Below are 15,412 nucleotides of genomic sequence, written 5' to 3'. Positions count from 1 at the left end.
TATGTCATTGATGGAGCTTGGAGCGATGAGCGTGGAAACCCAAAAAGAGACACTGGGCTTTCAGACTGAAGTGAAGCAGCTGCTTCACCTGATGATTCATTCTCTCTATTCGAACAAGGAAATCTTCCTCCGCGAGCTGATTTCCAACGCTTCGGACGCCGCCGACAAGTTGCGTTTCGAAGCCCTGGCCAATCCCGAGCTGCTCGAGGGTGGCGCCGAGCTGAAGATCCGCGTCAGCTTCGACAAGGAGGCCAATACCGTCACCCTGGAAGACAACGGCATCGGCATGAGCCGCGAGGATGTGGTGACCCACCTGGGCACCATCGCCAAGTCCGGGACCGCCGACTTCCTGAAGAACCTCTCCGGCGACCAGAAGAAGGACTCGCACCTGATCGGCCAGTTCGGCGTCGGCTTCTACAGCGCCTTCATCGTCGCCGACAAGGTCGATGTCTACTCCCGTCGCGCCGGCCAGCCGGCCAGCGAAGGCGTGCACTGGTCGTCCAAGGGCGAGGGCGAGTTCGACGTCGCCACCATCGACAAGCCTGAGCGGGGCACCCGTATCGTCCTCCACCTGAAGAAGGGCGAGGAGGAGTTCGCCGATGGCTGGCGCCTGCGCAACGTGATCAAGAAATACTCCGATCACATCGCCCTGCCGATCGAGCTGCCCAAGGAGTTCCATGGCGAAGAGGCCGAAAAGCCCGCCGAGCCGGAATGGGAAACGGTCAACCGTGCCAGCGCGCTGTGGACCCGTCCGCGCGCCGAGGTGAAGGACGAGGAATACCAGGAGTTCTACAAGCATGTCGCCCATGACTTCGAGAACCCGCTGAGCTGGAGCCACAACAAGGTCGAAGGCAAGCTGGAATACACCTCGCTGCTCTACGTGCCGGGCCGCGCGCCGTTCGACCTGTACCATCGCGAAGCGCCGCGTGGCCTGAAGCTGTACGTGCAGCGGGTGTTCATCATGGACCAGGCCGACGAGTTCCTGCCGCTGTACCTGCGCTTCATCAAGGGCGTGGTCGATTCCAATGACCTGTCGCTGAACGTCTCCCGGGAAATCCTGCAGAAGGATCCGGTGATCGACTCGATGAAGTCGGCGCTGACCAAGCGCGTGCTGGACATGCTGGAGAAGCTGGCGAAGAACGAGCCGGAGCAGTACAAGACCTTCTGGAAGAACTTCGGCCAGGTCCTCAAGGAAGGCCCGGCGGAAGACTTCGGCAACAAGGAGAAGATCGCCGGCCTGTTGCGCTTCGCCTCCACCGGCGGCGACTCGGGCGAGCAGAGCGTAGCGCTGGCCGACTACATCGGCCGGATGAAGGAAGGCCAGGACAAGATCTACTACCTCACCGGCGAGAGCTATTCGCAGGTGAAGAACAGCCCGCACCTGGAAGTGTTCCGCAAGAAAGGCATCGAAGTGCTGCTGCTCACCGATCGCATCGACGAATGGCTGATGAGCTACCTGCCGGACTTCGATGGCAAGTCGTTTGTCGATGTCGCACGCGGTGACCTGGACCTCGGCAGCCTGGACTCGGAAGAGGACAAGAAGGCCCAGGAAGAGGTCGCCAAGAGCAAGGAAGGCCTGATCGAACGCCTGAAGAAGGTGCTCGACGAGCAGGTCAGCGAAGTGCGCGTGTCCCATCGCCTGACCGACTCGCCGGCGATCCTCGCCATCGGCGAGCAGGACCTCGGCCTGCAGATGCGGCAGATCCTCGAGGCCAGCGGGCAGAAGGTGCCGGAGTCGAAGCCGATCTTCGAGATCAACCCGCAGCATCCGCTGATCGAGAAGCTGGATGCGGAGCCCGACGAGGACCGCTTCGGCGAGCTGTCGCATATCCTCTTCGACCAGGCCGCCCTGGCCGCGGGAGACAGCCTCAAGGACCCGGGCGCCTATGTACGCCGACTGAACAAGCTGCTGGTGGAGCTGTCCGCTTAAGCAGTAGCCCCGACAAAGCCCGCTTCGGCGGGCTTTGTCTTTTCCAACTCTCGCAGGGAGCAGTAGCCATGAGTGAGATTCGTGTAGAGCCGGTCGCCTACGACATCGATGGGCAGCCGTACGAAGGTCAACTGGTATACGACGCCAGCCACGCGGGGCCGCGTCCGGGCCTGCTGATGGCGCCGAACTGGATGGGCGTGAGCGCCGGCGCGCTGGAGATTGCCCGGCAGGTCGCCGGGCGAGGCCGCGTGGTGCTGGTGGCGGACCTCTACGGCAGGGACGTGCGTCCGCAGAACGGCGACGAGGCGGGCGCGGCGATGATGCCGCTGAAGAACGACCGCGCCTTGCTGCGCAAGCGCATGCAGGCGGCGCTGGCAGCCCTGCGCGGACAGAAGCTCGCGGCTGTCGATGCGACCCTCCAGGCCGCCTTCGGTTTCTGCTTCGGCGGTTGCTGCGCGCTGGAGCTGGCGCGCGACGGCGCCGAGCTGAAGGCCTTCGTCTCCTTCCATGGCACCCTGGACACGCCGGACCCGGCGGATGCCAGGAACATCAAGGGCGCGGTCCTGGTGCTCGACGGCGCCTCCGATCCGCTGGTGCCGCGCGAGCAGTTGCCGGCCTTCGCCAGGGAGATGTCCGATGCCGGCGTCGACTGGCAGCTCACCAGCTATGGTGGCGCGGTGCATTCCTTCACCGACCCGCATGCCAAGGTGCCGGGCAAGATGCACTATGACGCCAGGACCTCCCGCCGTGCCTTCCAGGCGATGGACGACCTGCTGGCGGAAGTCTTCGCCTGAGACCGACGACCTACTCGCGCATGGCGAAGCAGTGCCGGGCCTCGGGGAAGCGCCGTTCGCGCACGTCCTCGGCGAAGCGCCGGGCCGCTTCGGCGATTTCCCGGTCGAGCCGCGCGTAGCGTTCGACGAAGCGCGGTACCTGCTCGCCGCTGAGCCCGAGCAGGTCCTCGCTGACCAGCACCTGGCCATCGCAGGCCGGCGAGGCGCCGATGCCGATGCAGGGAATCGCCAGTTCCTCGCTCAGGCGGCGTGCCAGCGGTTCGCCGACGCCTTCGATGACCACCGCGAAAGCGCCGCCGCGTTGCATGGCGAGGCCGTCGCGGCGCACCCGTTCGGCGCTTTCCGGATCGCGGCCCTGGGCCTTGAAGCCGCCCATGGCGTTGATCCGCTGCGGCATCAGGCCGATGTGGGCGAGCACCGGTACGCCGCGGCGTACGAGAAAGTCCACGGTTTCCTCCAGCTCTTCGCCACCTTCCAGCTTCACCGCCTGGGCGCCGCTCTCCGCCAGCAGGCGTGCGGCGTTGCGAAAGGCCTGGCGGGGCGACTCCTGGTAGCTGGCGAAGGGCATGTCGGCCACCACGCAAGCCCGCTGGCTGCCGCGCACGACCGCCAGGGTGTGGGCGATCATCATCTCCAGGCTCACGCCCAGCGTGCTGGGCATGCCGTAGAGCACCATGCCCAGCGAATCGCCGACCAGCAGCAGGTCGGCATGCGGGTCGAGCAGGCGCGCCATGGGCGTGCTGTAGGCGGTCAAGACGACCAGGCTGCCAGCGCCCTTGCGGTGCTGCAGGTCGGGGACGGACAGGCGGTGTTGTGGGCGATGGCTGCTCATGCGGCGGCTCCGGTTTGTCTGCGGGGAGCGACACGCTACCATCGACGGCGCACCGCTCACTCGACGGATGGGGACAACCGATGCCGCAAATGGGACAAGAACGCGACCTGCCGGGGTTCCGCAGCCTGCCATGCGCGGTCTATCTGCGCGCCTTCGAGATGCCCGCCGGCCATCGGGTAGCGATGCACGAGCATCCCTGGGGCCAGTTGATGTACGCCGCCAGCGGTATCTTGCGCGCCAGTACCGAGCGCCGCAGCTACCTGGTGCCGACGCAGCACGCGCTATGGATCCCTGCGGGCGTCCGGCATGCCGCAGAAGCCTGCAACACCGTGTTGTTCCGCAGCCTGTACCTGGACCACGCGTTGCCCGGCGCCTGCCGGGTGCTGGAGGTCTCCGGCCTGCTGCGCGAATTGCTGACGCGGGCGGCGGGGTTTCCCCGCGAGTATCCGCCGGGTGGCGAGGCGGAGCGGCTGATGCAGGTGGTCGCCGACGAGATCGGTCGCCTGCGCGAGGCGCCGCTGACCCTGCCGCTGCCCGTCGATCCGCGCTTGCGTCGGATCACCGACGCACTGCAGGCGGACCCGGCCGATTCGCGCGGCATCGAGGATTGGGCGGGACTGGTGGGGGCTTCCCGACGGACCCTGGCGCGGCTGTTCCGCGAGCAGACCCAGTTGTCGTTTCGCGAGTGGCGCCAGCGCCTGCGTCTGCTCAACGCGGTCGCCGCGCTGGAGGAGGGTGCCAGCGTGACGCGGGTGGCCAGCGACCTTGGCTACGACTCCACCTCGGCGTTCATCAGCCTGTTCCAGCGTCATTTCGGCCAGACCCCTGGTTGCTTCGCCCGCTCCTTGCGCTTGCCCGGCTGAGCCGCATGCTTCAGGGTGCCGCCTGTTGGCGCAGGCTTGCCGTCTTGGCAGCGAGGTCCGGCCAGGCGGGCTTGCCGGCGAAGCGCTCGCGCAGGTAGTTGGCCAGCGTGGCGACCTGCTGGTCGTCGAGGCTGTGGCGGAAACCGGGCATGTAGCCGAGGTCGCCGGTGGCCGGGCTGTGGATGCCGTCGAGGATGATCCGCAGCAGGTTGTCCGGGCTGTCCGCGTGCACGTTGCTGTTCAGCGCGAGGGATGGCCGTACGCCGAAGAAGCGCGGACTGTCGCCGTCGTGGTGGCAGGCCAGGCAGGCGCCGGCGAACAGCCGTGCGCCGTTGCCGCTGGGCGGTTGCAGGCGGCCGTAACTCTGCTGGTTGAGGCGCAGGGCCTGCTGCTGGTCGGTTTCCCGGGCTGGCGCCGCGGCGTAGGACGCCAGGTAGTGGGCGAGGGCGCGCAGGTCTTCGTCCGACTGCCGCGCCAGGCCTTCGCCGACCACCGGCGCCATCGGCCCGCTGGCGACTCCGTGATAGGCCGAATAGCCATGGCGGAAGTACGCATGGAGGGCTGCTTCGCTCCAGGCGATGGGCGCCGGCGAGCTGGCGTTCAACGCGGGTGCCGTCCAGCCCTCCGCCTCGCCGCCGGCGAAGTGCTCGCTGCCGCTCCTTTCCGCGCCCAGCGCGTTGCGCGGCGAGTGGCAGGCGCCGCAGTGGCCGAGCCCTTCCGCCAGGTAGGCGCCACGGTTCCACTGCTGGTTGCGCATCGGCTCGTCGCGATAGGCGCCGGGCTCGAGGAACAGCAGGTTCCAGCCGGCCATCAGCAGGCGCTGGTCGAAGGGGAACGGCATCTGGTTGGCGGGCGTTTCGCTGTACACCGCCGGCTGGCTCATCAGGTAGGCGTACAGGGCCTTCAGGTCTTCGTCGCGAGTCCTGGTGAAGGCGGTGTAAGGGAACGCCGGGTACAGGTAGCTGCCATCGCGGGCCACGCCATGCCGCATGGCCCGCTCGAAGGCGGGATAGGACCAGCCGCCGATGCCGCTCGCGCGATCCGGCGTGAGATTGCTGCTGTAGATCGTCCCGAACGGCGTCGGCAAGGCCCGTCCACCGGCGTTGCGCGGACCGCCTTCGCGGGTATGGCAGACCGCGCAGTCGCCGAGGGTGGCGAGGCGTTCGCCGCGGGCGATCTGCTCGGTGCTGAACGGGCCGGGCGCGCCGTCCAGCGGTGCGATGGCCGGTTGCCAGGCGTAGCCGAGGGCGATGGCGGCGAGCACGACGAGGCTGCCGGTGGCCCAGAGGCCGATACGTGTTGCCTTCTTCATCTGTCAGTCATCCACTGCGCGGGGCGCCGTGGCGCCCCGGGGAAAAGGATCAGGCCTGCGTCCTGCGCAGCGCCGCGAGTACGCGTTCCGGCGTGAACGGCACCTGTCGCAGGCGCGCCCCGGTAGCGTCGAAGATCGCATTGGCGATGGCCGCGGCGCTGGGTACCGAGGCCGACTCGCCAGCGCCCATCGGCGGTTGTTCGGGACGGTCGAGCAACAGCACGTCGATTTCCGGCAGTTCGGGGAAGCCGAGGATCGGGTAGCCGCCCCATTCCAGACTGGTGACGCCGCGCCGGTCGAAGGTGGCGAACTCCTTGAGCACCCGGCTGGTGGACTGGATCACGTTGCCATGGACCTGGTGCCTGACCCCCTCGGGATTGACCATCTGCCCGCAGTCGTGGGCCACCCAGACCTTGGCGACGCGCACCGCGCCGTTCTCCGGGTTCACCTCGACGTCGGCGATCCAGGCGGCCCAGGCGGCACCGAAACCGGGGAACTTGCTGTGGAAGTAGCGTGCGTAGGCGAAGCCGCGACCTTTCAGTACATCGCCCTCGCGAGGCGCCGGATTGGGCGAGGTGCGCGGTTGCCAGCCGGCGCGCGCGACCAGGGCGTCGATCAGCGCCAGGGCGCGCTCGTCGTCCAGGTAGCGACGGCGGAAGGCGATCGGGTCGACGCCGGCCAGGTGCGCCAGTTCGTCGGCGTAGGACTCGTGGGCGAACACGTTCGGCAGCGCCGAAACGCCGCGCATCCAGGAAGCGCGGACGATGGGGGCCGCGTCGTTGGCCACCACCCGCATCCGCGGGTAGCGGTATTGCGGTATTGCGGTGCGGTCACCCATGTCGGCCACCTGTGGCGTGGCCGGGATCCGCCCGGTGAGGAGCAGGGCCAGGGTCGGCGCGCCGTTGGAGGGATAGCAGGTGGCGAAGTTGTAGGCCGCCACCTGGCCCTGTTCGTCGAGCCCGCCGCGAACCTCGATCAGTTGCGCGGTGCCCTTGGGTTCCCAGCCATGCTCCTGCTCGCGCATCAGTTGCACCCGTACCGGCCGTCCCACCGCCTGCGCCAGCAGCACGGCGTCGGCGCTGACGTCGTCGGCGCCGTTGCGTCCGTAGCAGCCGGCGGCCTCCATGCGGATCACTTCGATTTCCCCGGCATCGCGCCGGAGCAGCCTGGCCAGGTCGGTGCGCAGGTCGTGTGGATTCTGCGTGCCGGACCAGACGCGAACGCGTCGCGCATCGGCCTCGGCGAGGGCGCAGGACGGACCGATGGAGGCATGCAACTGGTAGGGCCAGACATAGGTGGCCGACAGCGGCCGGGCGACGCCCGCGAGATGTTGGTCGAGACCGGGCGAGTCTTGCAGCGTGCGTGGTTTCTTCGGGTGCTGGCGAAGGGACTCCTCGAGCCGGTCGGGGTCAAGCGGCGGCAGCCCCTGCCAGTCCTTCCAGCGCACCTCGAGCTGGCGCGCGGCGCGGATCGCCTGCTCCTCGCGCTCGCAGACCACGCCGACGAAGTCACCGATCACGACCACCTTGACCAGTCCCGGCAGTCCGGCGAGCGAGCTTTCGTCCACCGCCAGCAGGCCGCTGCCGAGCGGGGCGCCGACATCCGCGCCGGTATAGGGCGGACGCACCACTCGCCCATGCAGCATGCCGGGCAGGCGCATGTCGTGGACATAGGTCAGTTGGCCGGTCAGCTTCGCCGGGATATCCACCCGGCGCACCGGCTTGCCGACCAGGCGGTATTCGCTGCGCGGCTTGAGCGGCGCCTTGCCGTCGATGTTCAGGTTGAAGCGCTGGCCTTGCAGCAACTCGCCGTAGCCGATCCGTCGCTGCGGATCGGCGGCGGCGAAGACCTGGCCGTTTTCGCTGCGCAGGCTGTCCGGATGCACCGGGAAATGGCTTCCGGCCTGGCGCAGGAGGAAGCGCCGGGCTTCGGCGGCGGCCTGGCGCAGCGGCACGGCGCTGACCTGGATGCTGGCGCTGGCGATGGTCGGTCCCTGATTCGGCGTGCGACTGGTATCGCCGAGGATCATCTCGACCTGGTCGAACGCGACGTCCAGTTCCTCGGCGACGATCTGCGCCAGTGCCGTGCGGATACCGGTACCGAGGTCGACGTGACCGCAGAAGGCGCTGACCTTGCCGTCCGCGGCGATGGCGATGAACGAGTCGACCTGGTCCAGCGGCAGGTCGGTGGCGCCCTGCTCGGCGAGGGCGAGCAGCGGGGCGGGCAGGTTGACGGTGACCAGCAGCAGGCCGCCGGCCTTGAGGAAGCCGCGTCGCGAAGGATTGGCCAGGCTCATGCCGGGTGCTCCTCCTGGCGGTCCTTCAGGCGTTCGGCGGCACGCCGCACGGCCTTGAGAATCTCCACATGGGTGCCGCAGCGACACAGGTTGTAGGCCAATTCCTGGCGGATCTCGCCGTCGCTGGGATCCGGGTTGCGATCCAGCAACGCCTTGGCGGTCATCAGCATGCCGTTGATGCAGTAGCCGCACTGGGCGGCCTGTTCGTCGATGAAGGCCTGTTGCAGCGGATGGGGATGGGCGGCGTCGCCGAGTCCCTCGAGGGTAACCACCCGGCGGCCGACGGCGGCCTCCACCGGGGTGATGCAGGAGCGGGTGGCGACGCCGTCCATCAGCACGGTGCAGGCGCCACACTCGCCGAGGCCGCAGCCGAACTTGGGACCGTTCAGTTGCAGGTCGTTGCGCAGGACATAGAGCAGGGGGGTATCGGGGGCGACATCGAGGCGCAGGGACTGACCGTTGACGGTCAGGGCAAGGGCATCGCTCATGGCGGTTTCTCCCCATGCCGGGGGCATGGCTGTTCATCAGGCGGATATCCCGTCGGCCGTGCCTGGTAGCGTGCGGCTATGCGGGAATTTGTTTGTATACAAACATGTTATGGACGCCCGCGGCGAACTGTCAATGGCAGGCGGCTACGACGAAAGGCGCAGGTTCGAGCGGCGAAGCGCGGAGAAAAGACAGGCCGGAATGGCGTCAGAGCAGGCGAGCGAGCAAGGCGCGCAGGGTTTCCTGTTCTTGCGGGGAAAGAGGCGCCAGGGCCTGCCGGTTGATCTCGCGGGCGGCCGCCAGGCCGGCCTCGAGTTCGGCGCGCCCGGCAGGACTGAGACTGACCAGCAGGCGGCGACCGTCGTCCGGATCGGCGCTGCGCAGAATCAGCCCGCGCTTGTCCAGGCGCTCGACGACGCCCTTGATGGTCGCGGCATCCATGGCGGTGAGCCGGCCCAACTGGTTCTGCGGACAGGGGCCGGTCTCGCCGAGGCGAACCAGGGCGGCCCACTGGGTCGGCGTCAGACCGTTGCCGATGCCGCTGGCGAACAGGGCCGCATAGCGCTGGTTGGCCTGGCGCAGGATGAAGCCGAACTGGTCGTCGAGGCGGTATGGCGCGGTACGGGACATGCTGGGCGTCGGTGGTGAGGTGAGGCCTATTCTAGCTCATGGACGGTACCAGAGTTCCTTGCGCTGAAAGGGAGTTTTCTTAGGAAGATAAGGATTTTCCAGTTCGATGATTCTTCGATTCTGTAAGGCAAGCTTGCCCAGCAATGTCTTGAAATGGCGCTCGAACAAGCGCTCGAAGCTGCCGTCATCGATGGCTTTCTCCAGCCCCTGACGGATGGCGTCGGCCAGTTCCGGGCGCTGGCGGGACACGAAGAAATAGAAGGCGGCGGGATAGTGCAGGACCACATGCTCGTCGATCGCCAGGTGCAGCCCGGCGCGGGAAGCGTCTTCCAGCTCGCCGTCGACCACCACCACCTCGCGGGGGAATACCTCGAAACGGCCGGCGTCGAGCATGCGGAACAGGCTCTCGTAGTTCTGGCTGGTCTTCACCTCCAGGCCGTTGGCGCGCAGGATCGCGGTGTCGGCCCAGTCCTGGCGCTGGCCGAAGCGGAAACGACGGAGATCATCCAGGCTTCGCACGGGCGCCAGGAGTTCCTTGTGGGCGGTGCTGACCAGGGGGAGGCGCCAGCCGATCAGGCCGCGATAGATCGGAATCCTGACCGGCAGGAGGGCGTCTTCCAGGTCGTCGCGGGTCTGCGCCCACATCACCTGCAGGCTCGGGTCGTCCTGCTCCAGGCGCAGTTGCGCGCGCGATTGCGGCATGGGTTGCGGGCTGGGCTCCAGACGGTAGTCGCCGCCGCTCCTGGCCAGGGCCAGCTGCAGCAGTTCGACGACATAGGGTTCGGGATTGCGTCCTTCGGAGTGACGCGGATAGACCAGCCGTTCACCGGCCCCGGCGTGCCACGCCAGCAAGGCGAGCAACAGGACGAACCAGCGTTGCGGCGAACCCCGGCCGAGCGGCGACGGTCTATGTTCACTCAGGCCTATCAGGAGGAATGCCATGGCTGGCTCCCGTTCGCGTGCCCTGTTCTCGACATTGTTCGCCCTGTCCCTGGTGGCGTCCACGACCCTTGCCAGGGATTATCGCTACAGCGACGCCCATGTGCACTATGTGGATTTCTTCCAGGAAAGCGAAGGCATGCCGCGCTTGCTGGCGGCGATGGACAAGGGCCGGGTCGAACACGTCATGCTCAGTGGCATCGCGGTCGCCAAGAAATGGCACGAGGACGAGCCGAAGCGACCGCGCTACTACGCTGGCGACGATGCCGGTGCCTACTGGTACAGCGCCACCGACGTGATCGTGGCGGCGGCGGTGAAGTCCTTGCCTGCCGAGCAACGGCGGCGCGTGCATCCGTTCCTGACCGGTTTCAATCCGACCGACAAGAACGCCGACGCCCACATTCGCCGCATGCTGGAGCTGGACCCGGGGCTCTGGCAGGGCATCGGCGAGATCTTCACCCGCCACGACGACCTCACCGCGCTCACCTATGGCGATGTCCCGCGGGCCAACAACGAGGCTCTGGCGCGGGTCTACCACCTGGCCGCGGAGTTCGACCTGCCGGTCCTGCTGCATGCCAACGTGACCTCCAAGCGCGAGCGCAACCCGCTGTACCTGGCGGAAATCGAGGAGCCCCTGCGCAACCATCCACATGTACGCTTCATCTGGGCCCACGCCGGGACCAGCATGGAGATCCATCGCCACCAGAAGAAACTGGATTTCCTCCTGCCGACCCTGGGCCGCTTGCTGGAGCGCTACCCGAACCTGTACATCGACCTGTCCTGGTCGGTGTTGCGCCCGTACCTGCTGGACAAGCAGGGCAAGCCCGACCCGCAGTGGCTGGCGCTGGTCGAGCGGTTCCCGCAGCGCTTCATGCTCGGCTCCGACGTGGTCGGCCAGTTCGACAGCCTGCCCGGGCTGATGACGAGCTTCGACCCGTTCCTCGACGCCTTGCCCGAGTCGGTCGCCCGCCAGGTGGCGCGGGACAATTTCCTCGCGGTGCTGCCGCGCCAGCCGGCCGATCCGCGAGGCGAATAACCCGGATCGGTCATCAGTCTGTCATGCCGGTGTCATAGGCTCGCGGCCAGTCCCATCCAGGAGTGAGTCATGTCCTTCATGCGTTCTTGCATCAGTCGTTCCGTCTTCCTGCTCGGCGCCGGCGTCGCCGCGGCGGCGCAGGCCGAGGTGCGTATCGACGGCCCCATCGAGTACGGCGTGTTCGAAAGCCGCTACCAGGATTTCCAGCCCGGCGAGCGGGTGCTGACCCGCAGCGAGCAGAACATCCAGCGGACCACCGAAGTCCCGGCCAAGCTTGGCACCAAGTTCGGCATGCGTTATCAGCTCAGCGGCAAGCAGGAAGGCGATACGCCTTTGACGCTGCTCTACCTCACCCCGGGCGTGGTCACTCCGGATGGCCAGCGGCATGACAGGTTCGAAGTGGTGCAGAAGCTGGTGCCGGGCGCGCCGACCGATGTCATGGCCTACGAATTCACCGAGCCGCACGAGGTGGTGAAGGGCGAGTGGCGACTGATGGTGTTCCAGGGCGACCGCCTGCTGGCGGAAAAGACCTTCGACGTGCGCTGAGCGCGCGCCGGGCGAAGTGTTCGTTTTCTTGCGCTGACTGCGCTGTAGTGTGGAGTATCGGCGGATGACACCGGCAACGTTGTGCGCCCTGACCGACAGGCGCCAGCGGCCGGTTACCAGCTTGCCCCGGGGCGAATGACCGCCCGCGTTGTCCGCCGTTTTCGACGGAGTGCTCGCGGATGCCGAAGGTAGCCTGTTCGTCCGTCGATCAGTCCCTGCTGACTCGGGTATCTTCCGCGGCGAGCGGACTGCCGTCGCCGGCGCGTACCTGCAGGCGCGGCACCGGCTGGCCGCCGTCGCGCTCGACGAGGCGGACGTGGGATTCGTCCGGGGCGAAGAAGTAATCCTCGCCCCATTGTCGAATCGCCACCAGCAGGGGGAAGAGCGCGCGTCCCTTGTCGGTCAGTAGGTATTCCTGGTGACTGCCGCTTTCGGCCGGGACCGCCACCATCACGCCGTGTTCCACCAGGTTGCGCAGGCGCGCCGCGAGGATGTTCCGGGCCAGGCCGAGGCTTTTCTGGAATTCGCCGAAGCGCGTCAGACCTTCGAAGGCATCGCGCACGATGAGCATCGACCAGCCGTCACCGATCACGTCCAGCGGACGGGCGACTGGACAACTGGCTTGCTTGTGGCTGGTGCGCTTGACCATCTTGGCGGCTCCGGTGGGGATCGGGTTCCATGGTAAAACCCGGGCTCCACGGCGGGCAACCGGAGGAAAAGCGCCGCCGTGAGGCGGCGCACCATGCCGTTCAGACGACGAAGCGGGTGACCATGTTGTTCAGGTCGATGGCCAGTTGCGACAGTTCCTGGCTGGCGGCGGCGGTCTGGTTGGAGCCGGCGGAAGTCTGCAGCGAGATGTCGCGAATGTTCACCAGGTTGCGGTCGACCTCGCGGGCAACCTGGGCCTGTTGCTCGGAAGCGCTGGCGATCACCAGGGTGCGTTCGTTGATCTGGCCGACCCGTTCGGCGATCTCGTTCAGCGCCAGGCCGGCGGCCTCGGCGATCTCCAGCATGTTGCGGGCGCGCACGCTGCTGCTGTCCATGGCGCCCACCGCGGCACCGGTGCCGTCCTGGATATTGGCGATCATCTGCTCGATCTCGCGGGTCGACTCCTGGGTCCGGTGGGCGAGGGCGCGGACCTCGTCGGCGACCACGGCGAAACCGCGGCCCTGCTCGCCGGCGCGTGCCGCCTCGATGGCGGCGTTGAGCGCCAGGAGGTTGGTCTGCTCGGCGATGCCGCGGATCACGTCGAGAACCTTGGAGATGTCCTGGGCCTTCTCCGCCAGGCCGCCGACCAGTGCCGAGGTGTTGTCGACCTCCTCGCTCATCAGGCGGATCGCCTGGACGGTCTCCAGTACGCGCTGGCGGCCGTTCTGCGCCGACTGCTCGGAGGCGGACGAGGCGTCCGAGGTGGAGCTGGCGTTGCGCGCGACCTCCTCGACCGCGGCGGTCATCTCGTTGACCGCGGTGGCGGCCATCTGGATTTCGTCGTTCTGCTGGGTCAGCGAGCGATTGCCCTGCTCGGTGACCGCGCTCAGTTCCTCGGCGGCGGAGGCCAGCTGGGTCGCCGAGCTGCCGATCTGCTGGATGGTCTGGCGCAGTTGCGCCTGCATGCCCTGCAGGGCGACCAGCAGCTTGGCCGGCTCGTCGCGACCGCTGGTGTCGATACGGCTGGTGAGGTCGCCCGAGGCGATCACTTCGGCGACCCGCAGCGCTTCGCCGAGCGGACGGGTGATGCTGCGGGTGAACAACCAGGCCAGCAGCACGGTGCCCAGGCCGGCGACCAGCAACACGCCGATCACCGCCGCGAAGGCGTTGTCGTAGACCTCGTCCGAGGTCTTGCTGGCCTGGCTGGCGCCCTTGGCGTTGAAGTCGATCAGCGCCTGCAGTTGCTGTTGGGTGGCGCGGTACTGGTCGAGCAGGGTGGTTTCGGTGTACTGGCGGGTTTCTTCCAGCGGTTTGCCGCGCGACATCTGCACCAGTGTCTGCTGGCTCTGCAACAGTGTCTGCCGGGCGGCCAGGTAGCGCTCGTAGATCGAGCGTTCCTCGGCGCCGGTGATCAGGCGCTGGTAGGCGCCTTCCCGATCGGCCAGTTCCTTGCCGATCTCCGTCATGCGGCTCTCCAGGAAGCGCTTGGCGCTATCGTCCGCCGCCAGCACATGGGCCAGCTGAACCTGCCGCAGTTCGGCCAGCAGGACGTTGATCTCGCCGCTCTCGCGCACGCTTGGCAGCCAGCTGTCGCTGATGTCGGAGGAAGCTTCGTTGAGCGAGCCCATTCGGTTCAGGGAAAAGATCCCGGTGATGACCAGCAATAGGGTGATGAGGGCGAAACTCAGGGCGGCACGGGTCGCGATGGGCATACTGCGCAAAGACATGGTGGCGTGTTCCAGGGGGCAGGGGGGGACAGGGCTGTTCAGGCTATCGGCAGGCAAGACGGGAGGTTTAGGCCGTTCATGCGATTTGGCAGGCGAAACGCCGGGCACAAAAAAGCGCCCCGGAGGGCGCTTCATGCGGCGATGGCGGGATCAGCCCTGCCAGCGCTTGAGGACCAGGGTGGCATTGGTGCCGCCGAAGCCGAAGCTGTTGCTCATGACGGTATCCAGCCTGGCGTTCTCGCGGGTCTCGCGGAGGATCGGTAGGTCGGCCACTTCCGGATCGAGTTCGTCGATGTTGGCGGAGCCGGCGATGAAGCCGCCTTCCATCATCAGCAGGCAGTAGATCGCCTCGTGAACGCCGGCGGCGCCCAGCGAGTGGCCGGACAGGCTCTTGGTCGAACTGATGGCCGGGGCCTTGTCGCCGAACACTTCGCGTACGCCGCGGATTTCGGCGACGTCGCCGACCGGGGTGGAGGTGCCGTGGGTGTTCAGGTAGTCGATCGGCGCGTCGACGGTGGCCAGTGCCTGCTGCATGCAGCGGATCGCGCCTTCGCCGCTCGGGGCGACCATGTCGTAGCCATCGGAGGTGGCGCCGTAGCCGACGATCTCGGCGTAGATCTTGGCGCCGCGCTTGAGCGCGTGCTCCAGTTCCTCGACCACCACCATGCCGCCACCGCCGGCGATGACGAAGCCGTCACGCTTGGCGTCATAGGCGCGCGAGGCCTTTTCCGGGGTGTCGTTGTACTGGGTGGAAAGCGCCCCCATGGCGTCGAACAGGCAGCTCTGGCTCCAGTGTTCCTCTTCGCCGCCGCCGGCGAAGACCACGTCCTGCTTGCCCAGCTGGATCTGTTCCATGGCCTGGCCGATGCAGTGCGCGCTGGTGGCGCAGGCGGAGGAAATCGAGTAGTTGACGCCCTTGATCTGGAACGGGGTGGCCAGGCAGGCCGATACGGTGCTGCCCATGGTGCGGGTCACGCGGTATGGGCCGATGCGCTTGACGCCCTTTTCGCGCAGGGTGTCGATGGCTTCCATCTGGTTCAGGGTGGAAGCGCCGCCGGAGCCGGCGATCAGGCCGGTACGGGGGTTGGAAATCTGTTCCGGAGTCAGGCCGGAGTCCTTGATCGCCTGTTCCATCGCCAGGTAGGCGTAGGCGGCGGCATCGCCCATGAAGCGGAATACCTTGCGATCGATCAGTTCTTCGAGGTTCAGGTCGACCGAGCCGGAAACATGGCTGCGCAGGCCCATCTCGGCATAGGACGGATTGAAGCGAATGCCGGGCCGACCCGCACGGAGGTTGGCGGAAACGGTGTCTTTGTCATTGCCGAGGCAGGAAACGATGCCCAGACCGGTGATAACGACGCGACGCATGCGGA

At 67.2% G+C, this 15,412-nt stretch carries 14 protein-coding genes; 5 read left to right on the top strand and 9 right to left on the bottom strand.

The genetic code is table 11. From position 1 onward, the window contains the following. Positions 1-25 precede the first annotated feature (25 nt). Complete coding sequence (gene htpG / locus B7D75_RS16880; protein ID WP_033998636.1) at positions 26-1,930, top strand: molecular chaperone HtpG; 1,905 nt, start codon at positions 26-28, stop codon at positions 1,928-1,930. A 68-nt stretch (positions 1,931-1,998) separates the two neighbouring features. Further along, positions 1,999-2,724: a dienelactone hydrolase family protein gene (locus tag B7D75_RS16875; protein ID WP_107114246.1), complete on the top strand. Its 726-nt coding sequence runs from the start codon at positions 1,999-2,001 to the stop codon at positions 2,722-2,724. 10 nt (positions 2,725-2,734) lie between these two features. Here the strand turns inward: B7D75_RS16875 and panB are convergent, their stop codons facing one another. Then, positions 2,735-3,556 carry a 3-methyl-2-oxobutanoate hydroxymethyltransferase gene (gene panB / locus B7D75_RS16870; protein WP_003149396.1) on the bottom strand — a complete coding sequence of 274 codons (822 nt, stop codon included), beginning with the start codon at positions 3,554-3,556 and terminating at the stop codon, positions 2,735-2,737. An 80-nt stretch (positions 3,557-3,636) separates the two neighbouring features. Between panB and B7D75_RS16865 the strand changes: the two genes are divergently transcribed. After that, the gene (locus B7D75_RS16865) at positions 3,637-4,419 is read left to right on the top strand and encodes an AraC family transcriptional regulator (RefSeq protein WP_107114245.1); all 783 of its coding nucleotides are present in this window, start codon (positions 3,637-3,639) and stop codon (positions 4,417-4,419) included. A gap of 10 nt (positions 4,420-4,429) precedes the next feature. Here the strand turns inward: B7D75_RS16865 and B7D75_RS16860 are convergent, their stop codons facing one another. The 5 genes from B7D75_RS16860 to B7D75_RS16840 all read right to left on the bottom strand — a co-directional run bounded on the left by B7D75_RS16860 (position 4,430) and on the right by B7D75_RS16840 (position 10,085). Then, a complete protein-coding gene (locus B7D75_RS16860) occupies positions 4,430-5,731 on the bottom strand; it encodes a cytochrome c (protein WP_107114244.1) in 1,302 nt (433 codons plus the stop codon). A 49-nt stretch (positions 5,732-5,780) separates the two neighbouring features. Next, complete coding sequence (locus B7D75_RS16855) at positions 5,781-8,027, bottom strand: xanthine dehydrogenase family protein molybdopterin-binding subunit (protein ID WP_107114243.1); 2,247 nt, start codon at positions 8,025-8,027, stop codon at positions 5,781-5,783. Then, positions 8,024-8,515, bottom strand: coding sequence for a (2Fe-2S)-binding protein (locus B7D75_RS16850; RefSeq protein WP_003149402.1), 492 nt, complete (start codon positions 8,513-8,515; stop codon positions 8,024-8,026). Before B7D75_RS16850 ends, B7D75_RS16855 begins: the two co-directional genes overlap by 4 nt. Positions 8,516-8,720: 205 nt before the next feature. Beyond that, entirely contained in the window at positions 8,721-9,143 is a 423-nt protein-coding gene (locus tag B7D75_RS16845) for a MarR family winged helix-turn-helix transcriptional regulator (RefSeq protein WP_012076284.1), read from the bottom strand. Positions 9,144-9,179: 36 nt separating this feature from the next. Next, entirely contained in the window at positions 9,180-10,085 is a 906-nt protein-coding gene (locus tag B7D75_RS16840) for a substrate-binding periplasmic protein (protein WP_012076283.1), read from the bottom strand. Here B7D75_RS16840 and B7D75_RS16835 point away from each other — a divergent pair. Further along, complete coding sequence (locus B7D75_RS16835) at positions 10,084-11,118, top strand: amidohydrolase family protein (protein ID WP_034078780.1); 1,035 nt, start codon at positions 10,084-10,086, stop codon at positions 11,116-11,118. The two genes, B7D75_RS16840 and B7D75_RS16835, sit on opposite strands and share 2 nt — an antisense overlap. A 69-nt stretch (positions 11,119-11,187) precedes the next feature. Next, complete coding sequence (locus B7D75_RS16830; protein WP_003149408.1) at positions 11,188-11,664, top strand: DUF3859 domain-containing protein; 477 nt, start codon at positions 11,188-11,190, stop codon at positions 11,662-11,664. A gap of 208 nt (positions 11,665-11,872) precedes the next feature. On the opposite strand, the gene B7D75_RS16825 is transcribed toward B7D75_RS16830, so the two are convergent. From B7D75_RS16825 to fabB, 3 genes are all read right to left on the bottom strand, one after another. Then, positions 11,873-12,313: a winged helix-turn-helix transcriptional regulator gene (locus B7D75_RS16825; RefSeq protein WP_012076281.1), complete on the bottom strand. Its 441-nt coding sequence runs from the start codon at positions 12,311-12,313 to the stop codon at positions 11,873-11,875. A gap of 100 nt (positions 12,314-12,413) precedes the next feature. Next, on the bottom strand, positions 12,414-14,039 hold the full coding sequence (locus B7D75_RS16820; protein ID WP_012076280.1) for a methyl-accepting chemotaxis protein: 1,626 nt from the start codon (positions 14,037-14,039) through the stop codon (positions 12,414-12,416). A gap of 150 nt (positions 14,040-14,189) precedes the next feature. After that, positions 14,190-15,407 carry a beta-ketoacyl-ACP synthase I gene (gene fabB, locus B7D75_RS16815; RefSeq protein ID WP_012076279.1) on the bottom strand — a complete coding sequence of 406 codons (1,218 nt, stop codon included), beginning with the start codon at positions 15,405-15,407 and terminating at the stop codon, positions 14,190-14,192. Between the last annotated feature and the right edge of the window lie 5 nt (positions 15,408-15,412).

The sequence above is a fragment of the Pseudomonas paraeruginosa genome (assembly GCF_003025345.2).
GTDB lineage: Bacteria > Pseudomonadota > Gammaproteobacteria > Pseudomonadales > Pseudomonadaceae > Pseudomonas > Pseudomonas paraeruginosa.
Note: the sequence above shows the minus strand (reverse complement) of the source record. Positions and strands in the feature narration are given on the sequence as shown.

Bases quoted from the DNA above. Each gene is read 5' to 3' on its own strand.
- B7D75_RS16845 (WP_012076284.1), bottom strand. From the start codon at position 9,143: ATGTCCCGTACCGCGCCATACCGCCTCGACGACCAGTTCGGCTTCATC.
- B7D75_RS16860 (WP_107114244.1), bottom strand. From the start codon at position 5,731: ATGAAGAAGGCAACACGTATCGGCCTCTGGGCCACCGGCAGCCTCGTC.
- panB (WP_003149396.1), bottom strand. From the start codon at position 3,556: ATGAGCAGCCATCGCCCACAACACCGCCTGTCCGTCCCCGACCTGCAG.
- B7D75_RS16855 (WP_107114243.1), bottom strand. From the start codon at position 8,027: ATGAGCCTGGCCAATCCTTCGCGACGCGGCTTCCTCAAGGCCGGCGGC.
- htpG (WP_033998636.1), top strand. From the start codon at position 26: ATGAGCGTGGAAACCCAAAAAGAGACACTGGGCTTTCAGACTGAAGTG.
- B7D75_RS16850 (WP_003149402.1), bottom strand. From the start codon at position 8,515: ATGAGCGATGCCCTTGCCCTGACCGTCAACGGTCAGTCCCTGCGCCTC.
- fabB (WP_012076279.1), bottom strand. From the start codon at position 15,407: ATGCGTCGCGTCGTTATCACCGGTCTGGGCATCGTTTCCTGCCTCGGC.
- B7D75_RS16830 (WP_003149408.1), top strand. From the start codon at position 11,188: ATGTCCTTCATGCGTTCTTGCATCAGTCGTTCCGTCTTCCTGCTCGGC.
- B7D75_RS16825 (WP_012076281.1), bottom strand. From the start codon at position 12,313: ATGGTCAAGCGCACCAGCCACAAGCAAGCCAGTTGTCCAGTCGCCCGT.
- B7D75_RS16835 (WP_034078780.1), top strand. From the start codon at position 10,084: ATGGCTGGCTCCCGTTCGCGTGCCCTGTTCTCGACATTGTTCGCCCTG.
- B7D75_RS16865 (WP_107114245.1), top strand. From the start codon at position 3,637: ATGCCGCAAATGGGACAAGAACGCGACCTGCCGGGGTTCCGCAGCCTG.
- B7D75_RS16840 (WP_012076283.1), bottom strand. From the start codon at position 10,085: ATGGCATTCCTCCTGATAGGCCTGAGTGAACATAGACCGTCGCCGCTC.
- B7D75_RS16820 (WP_012076280.1), bottom strand. From the start codon at position 14,039: ATGTCTTTGCGCAGTATGCCCATCGCGACCCGTGCCGCCCTGAGTTTC.
- B7D75_RS16875 (WP_107114246.1), top strand. From the start codon at position 1,999: ATGAGTGAGATTCGTGTAGAGCCGGTCGCCTACGACATCGATGGGCAG.